Origin of the sequence: Rhodococcus spelaei, assembly GCF_006704125.1 — a bacterium.
Lineage (GTDB): Bacteria > Actinomycetota > Actinomycetes > Mycobacteriales > Mycobacteriaceae > Rhodococcus_G > Rhodococcus_G spelaei.
The window spans coordinates 174,160-190,641 of record NZ_VIGH01000004.1; the positions used below are offsets into that span (position 1 = coordinate 174,160).

Consider the following 16,482-nt stretch of genomic DNA (forward strand, 5'->3'; position numbering starts at 1 on the left):
CCGGTCACTCGCGCTTCTGGCGGGCCAGCAACTCGCTGACGCTGACCGTCGGCGCACCCTCGGTGTGCCGGTGACGGCCCGGCTCGAGAGGGGGCTCGACCGGATCGTCGGCGGGGGCAGGCACCTGCGGGGCGGGCCGCTGCGGTGCGGGCGGCTGCGGTGCCGGTGGGACGGGGGCCGCGGCCCGAGGTGCGGGCGCGGGCATCGGCGCGGTGGGCATCGGCGCGGCCGCGGCAGGCCGCGGCGGAACCGGACGTGCCTGCGGCGGAACCGGCCTCGGCTGGGACGTCGCCTGTGGCTGTGGCGTCGCCCCGTGCCCGTTCTGCGACATCCCGTTCTGGGCGGGCACCCCGTGCGGGGCGTTCGGGACCGGCACGTTCGCCGGCTCGCGCGCCGGCATCCGGAGGTCCTGCAGCCAGCTCTCGATCGGGCGGTCCTGCGCGGACGGGGTCGATTCCGCCGCACGCGGCGCGGGCACCCGCGCCGACGGACTCGACGGCGCCGGCTGGGGGCGCTGCGTCATGGCCTCGGTCTTCGGGCTCACCCGGGGGATCGGTTCGGTCAGCGGCTCGCCGACCAGCGGCTCCACCGTCGCTGCGATGCGCTGGGCGGCCGCGGTCCTCGGTGGCAGCACCCGTTCGACGGCGTCGCGGGTCAGCGGGTTCGAGGCGCGCGCCGGGACCGGCTCGACCGGTGCCATCACGACACCGACCGCGGCGATCTCGGGCACGTTCTCCGGCATCCGCTCGTCGGCCAGGATCGGCTCGCCGAGGCCGAGTCGCTCCTGGATCCGCTTCATCCAGGCGGGCGCCCACCAGCAGTCGTCGCCGAGCAACTTCATCGTCGCGGGCACCAGGAACATGCGGATCAGGGTCGCGTCGATGACGAGCGCCGCGATCATGCCGTAGGCGATGTACTTCATCATCACCAGTTCGGAGAATGCGAACGCGCCGGTGACGACGATCAGGATCAGTGCGGCGGCGGTGATGAGGCGGCCGGTGTGCGCGGTGCCGACCCGCACCGCCTCGGTGGTGCTGGCGCCCTGCGCGCGCGCCTCCACCATCCGCGACAGCAGGAACACCTCGTAGTCGGTGGACAGACCGTAGATGATCGCCATGATCAGCACCAGCACCGGCGACATGATCGGTCCGGGCGTGAAGTTGAGTAGGCCCGCGCCGTTGCCGTCGATGAAGATCCAGGTGAGGATGCCGAGCGTGGCGCCAAGGCCCAGTGCCGTCATCAGCACGGCCTTGATCGGCAGCACCAGCGATCCGAACGCCAGGAACATCAGCAGCGTCGTCAGCAGCACGACCAGCGTGACCATCAGTGGCAGGTTGTCGAGCAGTGCCTTGATGGAGTCCTGCTCGATGGCGGGTGTACCGCCGACCAGCACTTTCACGCCGTCGGGGACTTCCATCGCGCGGAGGTAGTCGATGGTCGCGGCGGAGTCGTTGCGGTTGACCAGGCCGGCCTTGAAGACGGTCACGTCGTCCTTGGTCGGGTTGTTCACCGTGAACTTCTCGACCAGACCTGGGGCCGCGCTCGCCTCCTTGACGATCTGGGTGATCTGCGCGCCCTTGGCGCCCTCGATCACCAGCTTGACCGGCTCGGACCGGGAGTTGGGGAACAGTTCGTTGAACTCGCCCTGTGCGACGCGGGTCGGGTTGTCGGGCGGCAGGTAGGTCTCGTTGATGCCGCCGAACTTGATGTTCGAGATCGGGATGGTCAGCAGCAGCAGGCCGATCACGATCGGGATCGCGACCTTGAGTGGGTGCTTCATCACCCACTGGGTGAGCCGACCCCAAATGCTGGACTCGATCTCGTCGGTGGTCTTGGTCTTGCGCATGAACTTCAGACCGAGGGCGTCGACCCGCTTGCCGAGGATGCCCAGAATCGCGGGGAGCACGGTCACCGAGATCATCGCGGCCAGGATGACCGCCGCGATCGCGCCGTAGGCGACCGACTTGAGGAAGCCCTGCGGGAAGATCAGCAGGCCGCCGAGGCTCGCGACGATCATCGTCGCCGAGAACACGACCGTCCGGCCCGCGGTCATCACCGTGCGCCGGACGGCGTCACCGGTGCTGTAGCCCTCGGCGATCTCCTCCCGGAACCGGCTGACCATGAACAGGCCGTAGTCGATCGCGAGGCCGAGGCCGATCAGCGAGACCACCGGTGAGACGAACGAGTTGACCTCGGTGAAGTGGGTGATCAGCTTGACCACACCGTTCGCGGCGATGATGGTCAGCCCGCCGACGATCAGCGGCAACGCGGCCGCGACCACACCGCCGAAGATGAAGAACAGCAGCACGCCGACGGCGGGAATCGCGAGGATCTCCATCCGGTGCACGTCGTTGGCCATCGTGTCGTTCAGCGTGCCGGTGACCGGCTGCAGGCCGGTCAACTGCACGTCGACGCCCGGGATGTAGAACTGGTCGCGCACCTTCTTGAAGTTGGCCGCGACCTCGGTGTCGTTGGCGCCGGCGATACCCACGCTGGCGAGGGCGTGTTCCTTGCTGGCGTCGGTGAACAGGGCCAGCTTCGTCGACCAGTAGCTGCCGTTGACCTTGAGGATCTGCTCCGGGTTGTTCCGTGCGAGCTGATCGAGGTGCTGGGTGATCTTCGCCGCGAACGCCGGGTCGTCGACCGTCTTGCCGTCGGGCGCGGTGAAGAGCAGCACCACGTCGGCGTTGGTGTCGCGCCCGAAGGTGCCGTCCGCCAGCTTGGCCGCGGCCACGGACTCCGAGCCCGGATCGTCCCAGCCGCTCTGGCTCAGGTGGTTCTCCAGGCCGAGGCCGTACGCCCCGAGGCCGAGCATCAGCGCGACCATCACCCCGATCACCGTGAATCGGAGGCGGTAGACGATGCGGCCCCAGCTGGCGAACACTATTGAACTCCTTGACGCCCGATGAGCAGGGCTGACAGCGGTCTGAACGGCTGCAACCAGGCGCCCTCGTCGGGGAGCGAGTCGAGGCTCACCCGCGGCAGCGGCTCGCGGAACACCCCGGGGATGTCTTCGAGGTCGACGAACTCGAGGATCTCCGAGGCGACCGCCCAGCTCGCGTGCTCGCGGAAGCCGAGAACCTGGACGGGGACGCCGGTTGCTGCGATGTCCTCCAACGGCTCGCGAAAAGCCTGCCCGTCGGCGGAGGCGACCATGATGCCCGCCAGGCCACCGTCACGCGCGCGAAGGGCGATGTGGTCGAGCATGTCGGCGTCGACATCGCTGTCCTCATCGATCTTCGGCTTGGCGAACACCGCGAAACCCACATTACGCAAGGCCTCGACCCACGGGCGGACGACGTCGGCGCTGCCGGGAGCGATGTTCGTGAACACCGTCGCCTCCGGTTCGAGGCGCACCGCGCTGGTGCCCGACAGTTCCGCCGTGCGGCCGAGCAGCCACCGGCCGAGCGCGTCGAATCGTGGCCGGTAGGCGGCGGTCGGACGACCGCCGAGGATGGCGCCGAGCCCCATGTCGAGGTTGGGTGCGTCCCACACCAGCAGCACCCGCCGCGGGTGGCGCACCTCACCTGCGTCCGTGCCGGGTGAGTTCGCCCCCACTGCGGTGCCGGTGTCCGGTAATCGCTCGCTGACGCTCATGCTTCGACCTTTCCCCAGATCAGTTCGGTGATCGGACGGCCGACGCGGTGCGCCTTGTCCTCGAACTTGGTGACCGGGCGTTCGTGGGTCATCGGCGATTCGATGTCGCCGGCGGCGAGTTCGTCCCAGTCCAGCCGGGTCAACCGGGGTTCGGCGTCGCCGGTCTCGGCGATCCACTCGGCGTACTCGGCGTGATCGGTGGCCACGTGCAGCACGCCGCCGGGCATCAGCCGGTCGGCGATCAGGGAGAAGGTCGGGGCCTGCAGCAGCCTGCGCTTGTGGTGCCGCGCCTTGGGCCACGGGTCGGGGAAGAACACGCGCGCCCCGGTCAGCGACGCCGGCGCCAGCATGTTCTCCAGCACGTCCATCGCGTCGCCGCGCAGCACCCGGATGTTCGAAATGGACTCGCGCTCGACGGCCTGCAGCAGCTGCGCCAGGCCGGGGCGGTACACCTCGACGGCCAGCAGGTTCACGTGCGGTTCCGCCTTGGCCATCGCGGTGGTCGCGGTGCCGGTCCCGCAGCCGATCTCGACGATGGTCGGGGCCTGCCTGCCGAACCATGCCGCGGTGTCGAGCGGCTCGTCCGACACGTCGGCGCCGATCACCGGCCACAGACGATCCCAGGTCTGCTGCTGGGGGTCGGTCAGTGCGCCGCGGCGCGATCGGAAACTGGTTACCCGGGGGTACAGGCGGGAGCCCTGTTCGGCGGCTCCAGCCACCCGGGGTTCGGCGTCATTCACCGGACCATTGTCACGCATGCGGCCGGTTTCCGGCAGCGGGGCCTTAAGGGGAACTTGAGAGTTTCCTGGGAAGCGACGCCGCCGACCGCGGGCGCTCCGGACCGCGCTGTCATCGGGGAGCGCCTCCGGAATCGTCTCGACCAGCGCGTTCAGGGCCGTGCGCCGGATCGCGCACCGGTCGACGCTTCGGCTGTATTCCAGGTGTGACGGCCTCGGGCGCGTGCAATCATCGTTATCGGACGCGCCGGGGAGGGCGCGCCGACTTCTCCGTATTTCTCTGTGCATCTCTTGTGGGGGTGGTGACGTGATGCCGTCGACGGGTGTGGACCGACTGCTGCAGACGCTCGGCGAGGCGGACCCGACGGCCGCGGCGACGATCGCTCGGGCGACCCGACTGCTCGGCGCCGCGGTGCGCGTCGAGGTCACCGGGCGGGCCGGGGTCGGGAAGTCGGCGGTCGCGGCGTCGCTGGGCCCGGTCCCGGGAGCGGCGGTCGAGCAGACCGCGTCGTGGGACGTGCCGGGCGCCGCCGACCCCGACCTGACCGCGGACGTCGTGCTGCTGGTCGTCCTGGACCCGCCGAGGTCCGCGGACCGGGCGGCCCTGCGGGAGGCGGGTGAGCGGGCCGTACTCGTGCTGAACAAGGTGGACACACTCGGCGACCCGGCCGCGGCGGCCGACCACTGCGCCGACGAACTCGGGACGTCGTGCCTGCCGACGTCGACGGTCGGCGAAGGGAGCGGGATCGGGGCGGTCCGGCACGCGGTCGCGGCCCGGGTGGCGGCGGTGCGGGCGGACCGGTCGGCCGCACTGCTCGCGGCGTTGCGGTCGCACACCGGCATGGCGGCTGTCCGAGACCCGATCGAGGAGTACCTGGCTGGCGACGAGGGCGTCCGGCTCGCCGCGACGGCCACCGGGGAACCCGTCCCGGCCGACGAGAGCAGGCCGCAGGCGCTGCGCCGGGCCGTCGACTGGCGTGACCGGATGGCCGCGAGCCGGGACGCGCGCGCGATGCGCGCGGCACTCACCCTGCAGCGCGACGCCGTCCGGTCCTGGGGTCGCGATGGCTGAGGAGCCGCCCCCGGAACTCGTCTCGGTCGTGCGACGCTGGGATCCCGGCACTCTCGCCGATCTCGACCGCCCCGACCCGGCCGACCGGCATCCGTGCGTGTCGGTGCTCGGACTGCCCGGCACGGGTGCTGGTGAGCTCGCCGCGCGACTGCGGTTCGCTGCGCCCGGGATGCGGTTCGCCGAGCACCCCGACCCGCAGGCGACGGTCGTGCTGATGGTCCTCGACGCGTCGGGACCGCTCGGCCGGGAGGAACTGGACCTGCTGCGGTCGGGCACCGCGGAAGCGTGGTCCGTGACGTTCGCGCTCACCGGCACCGACGCGCACCGCGGCTGGGAGGCGGTGCGTGAACGCGACGTGGCGCTGCTCGCCGACCACGCACCCCGGTTCGCCGGCGCGGTGATCCACCCGGTCTCCGCGGGCGGCGACGAATGTCTGACGGCCCTGCGTCACGAGCTCGCCGCGGCGCTCGAGCGGGACCGGGCCCGCGTTCCGGACGCGCCCGGCGCCCGGCTCCGCGCGGCCGCGAACCGGACCCGAGAGCAGGTGCGTTCCACCGCGACCGCTCTGCGGAGCGACGAGGACACGGCGGAGTTGCGTGCGCGGCGGGTCGCGTTGATCGCCGACCGCGACGGCGTCCGGGCGGAGTCTGCCGCGACGCTGCGCCGACTGACCGCGTTGGCCCGCGTCGACCTGGTACACGACGTCGGCGACCGGGTGCGGGCGCTGTCGGCGACCGCCCGCTCCCGGATCGACCGCGCCGACCGGTCGGAGCTGACCCGGTTCCCGGAGTGGCTCCGGGCCCAGGTGGTCGGGCTGACCGCGGACCTGGACGAGGCGGCGGGTGAGCGGCTGGACCGGATCGCCGCGCAGGTGTCGGGGAGTGCAGGCGATGCGGGGCGGGCGGGGGAGGCGGTGGTCGGGCCGCCGAATCGGACGCCCCCTGTGCTGGACGGTCCGGAACCCCGCCATCGTGGTGTCGAGGACCGGATGATGATCCTGGTCGGCGCGTCCGCCGGTCTGGGCCTCGGCCGGCTGGTGATGGCTCCGATGTCGACGGTGCCCGCGTTGAACCTGGCGAGCATCCCGGTCACCCTGCTGGTCGGTGGCGTCGCGGCCTGGTGGTTGACCCGGGCACGCGGGCACCTCGCCGACCGCAACCACCTGCGGCAGTGGGTGGCCGAGTCGCTCGCACAGGTGCGGGCGGCGCTCGAGCAGCGTGCACTGGGACGACTGGTGGACACCGAGGCCCGCGTCGCCGAGGCGGCGCTCGCTGCGCACCGCCGGCGGGCCGCCGAGGTGGACGAGCGGCTCGCCGGACTGGACCGGCAGTTGCGTGAGTGCGTGACCCGGACGTCGGGTCGGCTGGCCGCGTGCGAACGCGACCTTGCGGTGCTCGACCGGTATCTGGGTGAAGGTCGGCCGGAACCGGAACCGGCACCGGGCCGGGTGCGTCCAAGCATCTGAGCGACCGGTCCGGATCCGGCCGGTCATCGAAGCGGAAGGAACCGCGATGATCTTTCAGGACGACCTGCTGCTCGGCGCCCCTGATCTCGGTGTCGCCGATCTCGGTGAGCACCCGATGGGCGCGGACGTCGGCGAACTCGAGTTGCGTGACCCGACCGTCGACCTGGACGGGGACGGGGTCCTCGACTCCCGCACAGTCACCGGCTCGGCAGGCGTCGCGATCGCGTCCGATCTGGACGGCGACGGGTTCGCCGATCACGTCACCACCGTCGAGCAGGACGGTGCGTATGCCGCGTGGGAGGCGCACCGGGACCCGGACGGGACGCTGCAGTGGGAGCGCACCGATCACGGCCGGCTCTAGGGCATGTCTCCCAATCCCCGTTTCGGCGCCCCTGGCGCCCAATCGCCCCCCTGCGGCGTTGTCGTCGTCGCCGATACAACAGCGGTATCGGCTCCTCCTCCGCCTTGCAGGACGACGATTGCCTCGCCAGGTGCATCCAAGAGGGATTAGGAGACACGCCCTAGCTGCGATGCCCCGAGCCGTGTCGGCGGATCGGATCAATTCTGACCCCACCCGTAACGGAAAACGCGAAAGCCCTGAGGAACTGGACGCTTGTCCGTATAAAGGTCCGTGTGGGTGAACAGCGTCGCCCACACGAAACCTCTACACAGGGCCTCCGCACGCCCGATGGCGGGGCCTGTACTTGATCGAACGGAGATCTACATGTCCCGATCCTCGATGGCCCGCGTTGCCGCGGCCGCCGCGTCCGGTGCACTCGTCGTGGCCGGTGTGACCGTCGGTGTCGGCTTCGGCGCGGGCACGGCCGCTGCGGCCGGCACCTGCAACCAGAGCAGCCAGGTGAGCAAGAGTGACATCACGACCCTCGGCATCACGCACAACTACTCGAAGACGGTCTCGGCCGCCGAGGCGTCCCCCGGCACCGAGGTCACCTACACGACCGTGGTCTCGACGACCGGCATCGGCAACCCGTACGTCAACACCATCAACGACATCCCGCCCGCCGGCTTCGGCGCGCCGGTCAAGGCGACGGTCACCGCGTACCAGGTCGGCATCCCGACCGGTGAGCACGAGAGCGAGGTGACCCCCACCCAGAACGGCAACGGCTGGAAGGTCACCAATACCGGTTGGTCGGTCAACTCCTCGAACCCGGTCACCCTGAAGATGACCTACAAGGTTCCGGACAACGCCGCGCTCTTCTCGCAGGTCACCAGCGGTGGCACCGGTGTGGCCGGCACCGTCGGCGTCTCGAACGAGATGCCCAACCTGACCGCGTGCTTCACCGTGCGTCTCCCCAATGCAGGCGAGGCGACCACCGGCAGCCTGGACATGGCGGGCCTCGGCTCCTCGGAGGGCCAGCTCAGCTCGACCGGCTCGGTCTCCGACGTCCTGGGCGACACGATCACCAAGGCGCTGAAGAACGGTAGCTAGTCCGGCCGTGGACTACTGAACACCTCCGGCGGTGACGAGCGCGGCTCGCCGCCGCCGGAGGCCTTTGTCGGGTACGGCCGCGATCGTCACGACCAGTTCCGCGAATTTCCGGCAAAGGCCTGTGAAGCTGGACGCTTGTCCGTATAAAGGTCCGAGTGTGTGACTGCGATCACGCACATCGAAACGTCTACGCAAGGCTTCCGCGCGCCCGACAGCGGGGCCTGTACTTGATCGAACGGAGATCTACATGTCCCGATCCTCGATGGCCCGCGTTGCTGCGGCCGCCGCCTCCGGTGCACTCGTCGTGGCCGGTGTGACCGTCGGTGTGGGCCTCGGCGCAGGTACCGCCAGTGCGGCCGGCACCTGCAACCAGAGCAGCCAGGTGAGCAAGAACGACATCAGCACCTGGGGTATCACCCACAACTACTCGAAGACGGTCTCGGCGGCGCAGGCCGCTGCCGGCACCAACGTCACCTACACCACGGTGATCTCGACGACCGGCATCGGCAACCCGTACGTCAACACCATCAACGACATCCCGCCCGCCGGCTTCGGAGCGCCGGTCAAGGCCACGATCACGGCGTTCCACGTCGGCATCCCGACCGGCCAGCAGGAGGAGGAGGTGACCCCCACCCAGAACGGCAACGGTTGGAAGGTCACCAACACCGGCTGGTTCGTGAACTCCGGGAACCCGCTCACGCTGAAGATGACCTACAAGGTTCCCGGCGACGCCGCGATCGGCTCGCAGGTCACCAGCGGCGGCACCGGTGTGGCCGGCACCGTCGGCGTCTCCAACGAGATGCCGAACCTGACCGCCTGCTTCACCGTCCGCATCCCGAACCCGGGCGAGGTCACCACCGGCAGCCTGGACATGGCGGGCCTCGGCTCCTCGGAGGGCCAGCTCAGCTCCACCGGCTCGATCTCCGACGTCCTCGGCGACACGATCACCAAGGTCCTCAAGAACGGCAGCTAGTTCCTCGCGGTAACGACTGACGCCTCCGGCGGTGACGATGAACGAATCGTCACCGCCGGAGTTGTCTGTACGCCGCGAACGATCGCTGAATCGGTCCTGTGAGGCATCCGACCAGACCCGATTCCCGCAAGAGGGACGGGCAGAGTTAACCTCTTAGCAGGACACCCGGCGCCCGTGTCGTCCGCCACCGTGTGCAACCACTCGCACGCGGCGGTCGAACAGCGGGTAGCACCCCGCCGAGAGGGAGCAATCGGCTCCATCGCATGCCTCTTCCGGCGTGCGGTCGACTCGATTCCGGCACACCCAGGGAGAGTTTGATGACCTCAGCGACCATTCCAGGTCTGAACGGTACTGACGCGCCTACCTCGCATGGCGAGCTGCTCGCCTGGGTCCGCGAGGTAGCCGAGCTGACGCAGCCGGACCGTGTCGTGTTCGCGGACGGTTCCGACGAGGAATGGGACCGCCTGACCACCCAGCTCGTCGAGGCCGGCACCTTCACCCGTCTGAACGACGAGAAGAAGCCCAACTCCTTCCTCGGCAACTCCGACCCGTCGGATGTGGCGCGCGTGGAGTCCCGCACCTACATCTGCTCCCGCGAGGAGATCGACGCCGGCCCCACCAACAACTGGATGGACCCGACCGAGATGCGGGCCCTGATGACGGACCTGTACCGCGGCTCGATGCGCGGTCGCACCATGTACGTGGTGCCGTTCTGCATGGGCCCCCTCGGTGCTGCCGACCCGAAGCTCGGCGTGGAGATCACCGACTCCGAGTACGTCGTCGTCTCCATGCGCATCATGACCCGCATGGGCCAGGCCGCACTGGACAAGCTGGGCACCGACAAGCCGTTCGTCAAGGCGCTGCACTCCGTGGGCGCGCCGCTGGCCGAGGGCCAGGCCGACGTCCCGTGGCCGTGCAACGACACCAAGTACATCACCCACTTCCCCGAGGACCGCGAGATCTGGTCCTACGGCTCCGGCTACGGCGGCAATGCCCTCCTGGGCAAGAAGTGCTACTCGCTGCGTATCGCGTCGGCCATGGCCCACGACGAGGGCTGGCTGGCCGAGCACATGCTGATCCTCAAGCTGATCTCGCCGGAGGACAAGGCGTACTACGTCGCGGCGGCCTTCCCGTCCGCCTGTGGCAAGACGAACCTCGCGATGATCCAGCCGACCATCCCCGGTTGGCGTGCCGAGACCCTCGGTGACGACATCGCGTGGATGCGCTTCGGTGAGGACGGCCGGCTCTACGCCGTCAACCCGGAGTTCGGCTTCTTCGGCGTCGCGCCGGGCACCAACCACGGTTCCAACCCGAACGCCATGAAGACGGTCGAGGCCGGCAACACGCTGTACACCAACGTCGGGCTCACCGACGACGGCGACGTGTGGTGGGAGGGCCTCGAGGACAAGCCCGAGCACCTCATCGACTGGAAGGGCAACGACTGGACCCCCGAGTCCGGCACGCCCGCCGCCCACCCGAACTCGCGCTACTGCACCCCGATGTCGCAGTGCCCGATCCTCGCCCCCGAGTGGGACGACCCGCAGGGCGTTCCGATCTCGGCGATCCTGTTCGGCGGCCGTCGCAAGACCACCGTCCCCCTGGTCAGCGAGTCCTTCGACTGGCAGCACGGCACCTTCCTCGGTGCAACGCTGTCGTCCGAGCAGACCGCGGCGGCCGAGGGTGCGGTCGGCACCGTCCGCCGCGACCCGATGGCGATGATCCCGTTCATCGGTTACAACGCCGGTGACTACCTGAACCACTGGATCACCCTCGGCAAGAACGCCGACTCGGCGAAGCTGCCGAAGATCTTCTACGTCAACTGGTTCCGTCGCGGCGACGACGGTCGCTTCCTGTGGCCCGGTTTCGGCGAGAACTCCCGCGTGCTCAAGTGGGTCATCGACCGCATCGAGCACAAGGCCGGTGCGCAGACCACGCCGATCGGCTTCGTGCCGACCGCCGCGGATCTCGAGCTCGACGGGCTCGACGTCGACGCCGCGGACGTGGACGAGGCACTGGCCGTCGACGTCGAGGAGTGGAAGCAGGAGATCCCGCTCATCACCGAGTGGTTCGAGTTCCTCGGTGAGAAGGTGCCCTCGGGCATCCGTGACGAGTTCGAGGCACTCAAGCAGCGCCTGGGCTGACCTACCGCTCTCGGGTGAGGGGAACCTTCAATCGGTCTGACCGGTTGAAGGTTCCCCTCACCCGTTTCGGGAGTCCGGTTTCGGGGGGACGCGGGCGCAGTGGTGCAATACATACACAGACAGCGACACCCGGGACCCGTGCGGCCGGGGAGAGGATCAGCCATGAGCCAGATCTACGAGAACGTCACCGAACTGGTCGGACGGACGCCGCTGGTGCGGTTGAACCGGGTCACCGACGGGGCGCAGGCCCAGGTTATCGCCAAGCTCGAGTTCTACAACCCCGCCAACAGCGTCAAGGACCGGATCGGTGTCGCGATCATCGACGCCGCCGAGCAGTCCGGTGAGCTCAAGCCCGGCGGCACCATCGTCGAGGGCACGTCGGGCAACACCGGCATCGCGCTGGCGATGGTCGCGGCCGCGCGTGGCTACAAGGTGATCCTGACGATGCCGGAGACGATGTCGACCGAACGCCGGGTGATGCTGCGCGCGTACGGCGCCGAGATCGTGCTCACTCCCGGCGCCGAGGGCATGGCCGGTGCCGTGAAGAAGGCCGAGGAGATCGTCGCGCAGACCGAGAACGCCGTCCTGGCACGGCAGTTCGCGAACCCGGCGAACCCGGCGATCCACCAGCGCACCACCGGCGAGGAAGTCTGGGCCGACACCGACGGCGCGGTCGACATCTTCGTCGCGGGCATCGGTACCGGCGGCACCCTGACCGGCGTCGGCCGCACCCTCAAGGAGCGCAAGCCCGGTGTCCAGATCGTCGGTGTCGAGCCCGCGGACTCGCCGATCCTCACCGGGGGCCAGCCCGGCCCCCACAAGATCCAGGGCCTCGGCGCGAACTTCATCCCCGAGATCCTCGACCGCGACATCTACGACGAGATCATCGACGTCGAGCTCGACGACGCGATCCGCGTCGCCCGCGACCTCGGCACCGACGAGGGCATCCTCGGCGGCATCTCGGCGGGCGCGAACGTCTGGGGCGCCCTGCAGCTGGCGAAGCGTCCGGAGAACGCCGGGAAGTTGATCGTCGTGGTGGTGCCCGACTTCGGCGAGCGCTACATCTCCACCCCGCTGTTCGAACACATCCGGGACTGAGAGTCATGGGAGTGCTGCGCACGGTTCGGGAGGACCTGCAGGCCGCACGCGGCCACGACCCGGCCGCGCGCAGCAACGTCGAGAACGCCGTCGTCTACTCGGGACTGCACGCCATCTGGTCGCACCGGGTCGCGCATCGCATGTGGGCTGTGCCCGCGCTGCGCGGTCCGGCGCGCGTGCTCGCGCAGTTCACCCGGTTCCTCACCGGCATCGAGATCCATCCCGGCGCGACCATCGGCCGGCGGTTCTTCATCGACCACGGCATGGGCGTGGTGATCGGGGAGACCGCGGAGATCGGCGACGACGTGATGCTCTATCACGGCGTCACGCTCGGCGGCAGGTCGCTGGCTAAGACGAAGCGGCACCCGACGGTCGGTAACCGGGTGACGATCGGAGCGGGCGCGAAGGTATTGGGGCCCATCGTGATCGGCGACGACAGCGCGATCGGAGCGAACGCCGTCGTGACCCGTGACGTCCCGGCGGATTCGATCGCGACCGGTATTCCCGCGACCATTCGGCACCGCAGTGGCAAGCAGCACGAGGAGTTGGTGGACCCGACCACCTACATCGACCCGGCGATGTACATCTGAGCTGATCCACGACAACGCTAGAGGTGCAGGCTCGCCTCGTCCCGCGTGGACAGGGTGAGCACGGCCTTGACGATGTGTGGGTGGCGCTCGAGCCGCGCCTCGAGGTCCCGCAGGATCTCCGCGACGGTGTGTTCGGCGAAGTCGCCGACCAGGTCGACTCCGGCGACGAGGTAGACCTGGCGCGGTCCGAGGTACTCCATCCGCAGCAGCGTCACCCGGTCCACCTCGGCCAACGCCAGCAGCGCCTCGAGTCCGCCGTGATGCAGCTGCCCGGACGCCTCCTCGCCGACCAGGAACCGGCGGTTGCGGTCGATGAGCACCACCGCGATCACGGCGAGCAGCACGCCGACCGCGATGGACCCGATCGCATCCGGGATGGGGGATCCGGTCAACTGGTGCAGCAGGATCCCGACGAACGCGATGACGAGACCGATCAGGGCGGCGGCGTCCTCGGCGAACACCGCCCGCACGGTCGGGTCCGAAGTCTTCAGGGCGTGCTCGAGCAGGTCCCGGTCGGCGTCGTCGGCCTCGTCGCGGATCTGCCTGAACGCCTGCCGGAACGAGATTCCCTCGAGCACGAACGCGATCGCCAGCACCGCGTAGGCCACGCCGAAGTCGGTGGCCGGCTCGGAGTGGAAGAGCTCCTGGATGCCGTGCGTGATCGAGACCCCGGCGCCGAGGGCGAACAGTCCGAGGGCGGCGAACATCGACCAGATGTAGGCCTCGCGTCCGAAGCCGAGCGGGTGCGCGTCCTCGGCAGGTCGACGTGATCGCCGGTTCGCGATCAGCAGCAGCACCTCGTTGGCGGTGTCGGCCCACGAGTGGGTCGCCTCGGCGACCATCGACGCCGACCCGGTGAGCATCGCCGCGGCGGACTTCGCGACGGCGATCGCAAGGTTCGCGCCGAACGCGAGCAGCACGGTCAGCGTGCTCTCCTCGGCCGCGTCGTCCCGGGGCGAGCCTTCTCCCGCGGTGGACTCGCTCATGCCCGCCACGATAGGCGCCGCGACAGTCCTCGGCCGGGTGACGGGCGGCCACGGGTTGATCTTGAAATGCTAACGATCCGGACATCGGCACCGATCTGAACGCGGGGGCCGCATATCGTTCTGCAGTCTCCACGGCGCCGCGGCACATGCTGAGGCCTCGGAACCGATGATCGTGCTTATGTGAAAGGGTCACACATGCGAGAAACCACCCGGAAGAGCGTCAAGCGAGTCGTCGGCGGTGCCGCGATCACCGCGGCGACCGCGGCTGCCGTGGCAATGACGATGCCCGCGACCGCGTCCGCGGCGACCACCGTCAAGCCGCCCGTCGTCGAGGCATCGTCCTCGGGAACGACGATCAAGATGACGGTGACCAACCCGAATTCGGCCGGCACCCTTCTCCCACCGAGCCTGGTCGGGTGCAATGCATTCGTCGTCAACGCCGCCGACGTGCCGGCCGTGGTCTCCGATCCGACGAAGCTGCTCAAGCAGGGCGTGGTCGTGTACCCGACCTTCTCGAGCCCGGCCACGCTGTTCGGCGCGCTGCCCGGACAGACCGCGACGAACAGCGTCGCGAACATCCCCGAGGGCCTGTACGGCGTCATCGGCGGATGCGTCGATCTCTTCGACCTCCAGCACCCGGTCGTCGGGACACCGAAGATGCTTCTCGTGACGTCGTTGGATCTCAGCGCGATCGGCAGTTCCGAGCTTCCTGCGTTCGGCAGCTGAGCCGTTCTGTCTCCGTAAGAGATCCTGGGGGATTCCTCCCGGATTGCGGGAGGAATCCCACAGGATCATCGGGGTCGGACCCCCGAAACGACGAACGCGCGCCGCACCTTTCGAGAGGTGCGGCGCGCGTTCGCGTCAGATGCTCAGGCGCCGTAGCCGGGCGGCATCAGGATGGACTTGAGTTCGCAGTACTCGTCGAGGCCCTCGGGGCCGCCCTCGCGGCCGATGCCGGAGTTCTTGTAGCCGCCGAACGGGGAACCCGGATCGAAGGCGTACCAGTTGATTCCGTAGGTACCGGTGCGGATCTGCTTGGCGACCTCGAGGCCCTTCTCGACGTCGGTGGTGTACACCGAGCCGGCCAGGCCGTAGTCGGAGTCGTTGGCGATCTTGATGGCCTCGTCGACGCTGCCGTAGGGGATCACCGACAGCACGGGTCCGAAGATCTCCTCGCGCGCGATCGTCATCGAGTTGTCGACGTCCGCGAAGATGGTCGGCTCGACGAAGTAGCCCGTGTCCAGGCCGGCCGGCACACCGCCGCCGAGGACGATGCGGGCGCCCTCCTCCTTGCCCTTCTCGATGTAGCCGAGGACCTTGTCGCGCTGCTTGGCGGTGATGATCGGGCCGAGCTGCGCGGCCGGATCGTCCGGCATGCCCATCGGCATGAACCCGGCGAAATTGACCATGGCCTCGACGATCTCGTCGTAACGCGACCGCGGCGCCAGGATGCGGGTCTGGCCGACGCACGCCTGGCCGGAGTTCATCAGGCCCGACAGCACCAGCATCGGCAGGGTGGCCGCGACGTCCATGTCCTCGAGCAGGATCGCGGCGGACTTGCCACCGAGCTCGAGCGAACAACGCTTGAGGTTCTGCGCGGCGATGGCGCCGATCTTGCGGCCCACGGGGCTGCTGCCGGTGAAGGTGATCTTGTCCACGTCGGGATGCGAGACGAGGTACTCGCCGGTCTCCGCGCCGCCGGGGACGATGGACAGCACGCCCTCGGGCAGACCGGCGTCGGCGAAGATCTCCGCGACCAGGTTGGCGTTCATCGGGGTTTCCGGCGCGGGCTTGAGCACCAGGGTGCTGCCCGAGAGGATCGCCGGGGCCAGCTTGTTGACCAGCAGGAACAGGGGGACGTTCCAGGCGATGACCGCGGCGACGACACCGACCGGCTCGCGCACGACCTTGCAGACACCGAACGGACCGGTGCGCTCCTCCTCCCACGGGAACGACTCGGCCAGCGCCGCGTAGCTGTTCAGGACGGCCAGCGTCGGCGTCTTCTGCATGAGCTCGACGCCCGCGCGCGGTGCGCCCATCTCGGCCGTGATCAGCGTGCACAGCTCGTCGGCGCGCTCCTCGATCAGCTTCGCCGCCTTGAGGAGGATCTCGGCACGCTGCGCCGGGGTGGTCTGCGGCCACGGGCCCGTCTCGAGTGCGGTGCGCGCGGCCGCGATCGCGGCGTCGATGTCCGCGGGTGCGGCGACGGGAACGCTGCCGACCCGCTCCTCGGTGGCGGGGGAGAAGACCTCGAGGCGCTCGTCGGTGGCCGGGGCCACCCACTTGCCGCCGATGTAGAGCTGGTCGTAGTCAGTCATTCGAATTAGTCCTTGCTCGTGTCGGTCTGGTTGTGCTGGTGCGGTTGTGGTCGGT

Annotated in this window: 14 protein-coding genes; 9 read left to right on the forward strand and 5 right to left on the reverse strand. The window is 69.3% G+C overall.

Annotation, left to right across the window (positions count from 1 at the left end; translation table 11 throughout):
* Positions 1-4: 4 nt before the first annotated feature.
* Genes FK531_RS10230 through trmB form a run of 3 tightly spaced genes read right to left on the reverse strand, consistent with a single transcriptional unit; the run spans position 5 to position 4,373 of the window.
* Entirely contained in the window at positions 5-2,884 is a 2,880-nt protein-coding gene (locus tag FK531_RS10230) for an MMPL family transporter (protein WP_142098716.1), read from the reverse strand.
* Entirely contained in the window at positions 2,884-3,597 is a 714-nt protein-coding gene (locus FK531_RS10235; protein ID WP_142098719.1) for an NYN domain-containing protein, read from the reverse strand. Before FK531_RS10235 ends, FK531_RS10230 begins: the two co-directional genes overlap by 1 nt.
* The gene (gene trmB, locus FK531_RS10240) at positions 3,594-4,373 is read right to left on the reverse strand and encodes a tRNA (guanosine(46)-N7)-methyltransferase TrmB (RefSeq protein WP_181762925.1); all 780 of its coding nucleotides are present in this window, start codon (positions 4,371-4,373) and stop codon (positions 3,594-3,596) included. Before trmB ends, FK531_RS10235 begins: the two co-directional genes overlap by 4 nt.
* Positions 4,374-4,644: 271 nt before the next feature.
* On the opposite strand from trmB, the gene FK531_RS10245 reads away from it, so the two are divergent.
* The 8 genes from FK531_RS10245 (at position 4,645) to epsC (ending at position 13,123) form a co-directional block, all read left to right on the forward strand.
* Positions 4,645-5,406: a P-loop NTPase family protein gene (locus FK531_RS10245; RefSeq protein WP_142098725.1), complete on the forward strand. Its 762-nt coding sequence runs from the start codon at positions 4,645-4,647 to the stop codon at positions 5,404-5,406.
* A complete protein-coding gene (locus FK531_RS10250) occupies positions 5,399-6,871 on the forward strand; it encodes a hypothetical protein (protein ID WP_142098728.1) in 1,473 nt (490 codons plus the stop codon). Before FK531_RS10245 ends, FK531_RS10250 begins: the two co-directional genes overlap by 8 nt.
* Before the next feature lie 46 nt (positions 6,872-6,917).
* Positions 6,918-7,232 carry a DUF6802 family protein gene (locus tag FK531_RS10255; RefSeq protein ID WP_246098087.1) on the forward strand — a complete coding sequence of 105 codons (315 nt, stop codon included), beginning with the start codon at positions 6,918-6,920 and terminating at the stop codon, positions 7,230-7,232.
* Between the two features lie 363 nt (positions 7,233-7,595).
* Complete coding sequence (locus FK531_RS10260; protein WP_142098732.1) at positions 7,596-8,321, forward strand: hypothetical protein; 726 nt, start codon at positions 7,596-7,598, stop codon at positions 8,319-8,321.
* A 247-nt stretch (positions 8,322-8,568) separates the two neighbouring features.
* Positions 8,569-9,294 carry a hypothetical protein gene (locus FK531_RS10265; RefSeq protein WP_142098735.1) on the forward strand — a complete coding sequence of 242 codons (726 nt, stop codon included), beginning with the start codon at positions 8,569-8,571 and terminating at the stop codon, positions 9,292-9,294.
* Positions 9,295-9,611: 317 nt separating this feature from the next.
* A complete protein-coding gene (locus FK531_RS10270; RefSeq protein WP_142098737.1) occupies positions 9,612-11,435 on the forward strand; it encodes a phosphoenolpyruvate carboxykinase (GTP) in 1,824 nt (607 codons plus the stop codon).
* A 162-nt stretch (positions 11,436-11,597) separates the two neighbouring features.
* Complete coding sequence (gene cysK, locus FK531_RS10275; protein WP_142098740.1) at positions 11,598-12,533, forward strand: cysteine synthase A; 936 nt, start codon at positions 11,598-11,600, stop codon at positions 12,531-12,533.
* A gap of 5 nt (positions 12,534-12,538) precedes the next feature.
* Positions 12,539-13,123, forward strand: coding sequence for a serine O-acetyltransferase EpsC (gene epsC, locus FK531_RS10280; RefSeq protein WP_142098743.1), 585 nt, complete (start codon positions 12,539-12,541; stop codon positions 13,121-13,123).
* 17 nt (positions 13,124-13,140) lie between these two features.
* On the opposite strand, the gene FK531_RS10285 is transcribed toward epsC, so the two are convergent.
* Positions 13,141-14,109: a cation diffusion facilitator family transporter gene (locus FK531_RS10285; RefSeq protein ID WP_142098746.1), complete on the reverse strand. Its 969-nt coding sequence runs from the start codon at positions 14,107-14,109 to the stop codon at positions 13,141-13,143.
* A gap of 195 nt (positions 14,110-14,304) precedes the next feature.
* Here FK531_RS10285 and FK531_RS10290 point away from each other — a divergent pair, with 195 nt between their 5' ends.
* A complete protein-coding gene (locus tag FK531_RS10290; RefSeq protein ID WP_142098749.1) occupies positions 14,305-14,835 on the forward strand; it encodes a hypothetical protein in 531 nt (176 codons plus the stop codon).
* Between the two features lie 143 nt (positions 14,836-14,978).
* Here the strand turns inward: FK531_RS10290 and FK531_RS10295 are convergent, their stop codons facing one another.
* On the reverse strand, positions 14,979-16,427 hold the full coding sequence (locus FK531_RS10295; RefSeq protein WP_142098751.1) for an aldehyde dehydrogenase: 1,449 nt from the start codon (positions 16,425-16,427) through the stop codon (positions 14,979-14,981).
* Positions 16,428-16,482 lie beyond the last annotated feature (55 nt).

Coding starts and splice junctions, on each gene's coding strand:
- FK531_RS10285 (WP_142098746.1), bottom strand. CDS start 14,109: ATGAGCGAGTCCACCGCGGGAGAAGGCTCGCCCCGGGACGACGCGGCC.
- FK531_RS10260 (WP_142098732.1), top strand. CDS start 7,596: ATGTCCCGATCCTCGATGGCCCGCGTTGCCGCGGCCGCCGCGTCCGGT.
- FK531_RS10290 (WP_142098749.1), top strand. CDS start 14,305: ATGCGAGAAACCACCCGGAAGAGCGTCAAGCGAGTCGTCGGCGGTGCC.
- FK531_RS10245 (WP_142098725.1), top strand. CDS start 4,645: ATGCCGTCGACGGGTGTGGACCGACTGCTGCAGACGCTCGGCGAGGCG.
- FK531_RS10255 (WP_246098087.1), top strand. CDS start 6,918: ATGATCTTTCAGGACGACCTGCTGCTCGGCGCCCCTGATCTCGGTGTC.
- FK531_RS10270 (WP_142098737.1), top strand. CDS start 9,612: ATGACCTCAGCGACCATTCCAGGTCTGAACGGTACTGACGCGCCTACC.
- FK531_RS10235 (WP_142098719.1), bottom strand. CDS start 3,597: ATGAGCGTCAGCGAGCGATTACCGGACACCGGCACCGCAGTGGGGGCG.
- FK531_RS10265 (WP_142098735.1), top strand. CDS start 8,569: ATGTCCCGATCCTCGATGGCCCGCGTTGCTGCGGCCGCCGCCTCCGGT.
- FK531_RS10295 (WP_142098751.1), bottom strand. CDS start 16,427: ATGACTGACTACGACCAGCTCTACATCGGCGGCAAGTGGGTGGCCCCG.
- epsC (WP_142098743.1), top strand. CDS start 12,539: ATGGGAGTGCTGCGCACGGTTCGGGAGGACCTGCAGGCCGCACGCGGC.
- FK531_RS10250 (WP_142098728.1), top strand. CDS start 5,399: ATGGCTGAGGAGCCGCCCCCGGAACTCGTCTCGGTCGTGCGACGCTGG.
- cysK (WP_142098740.1), top strand. CDS start 11,598: ATGAGCCAGATCTACGAGAACGTCACCGAACTGGTCGGACGGACGCCG.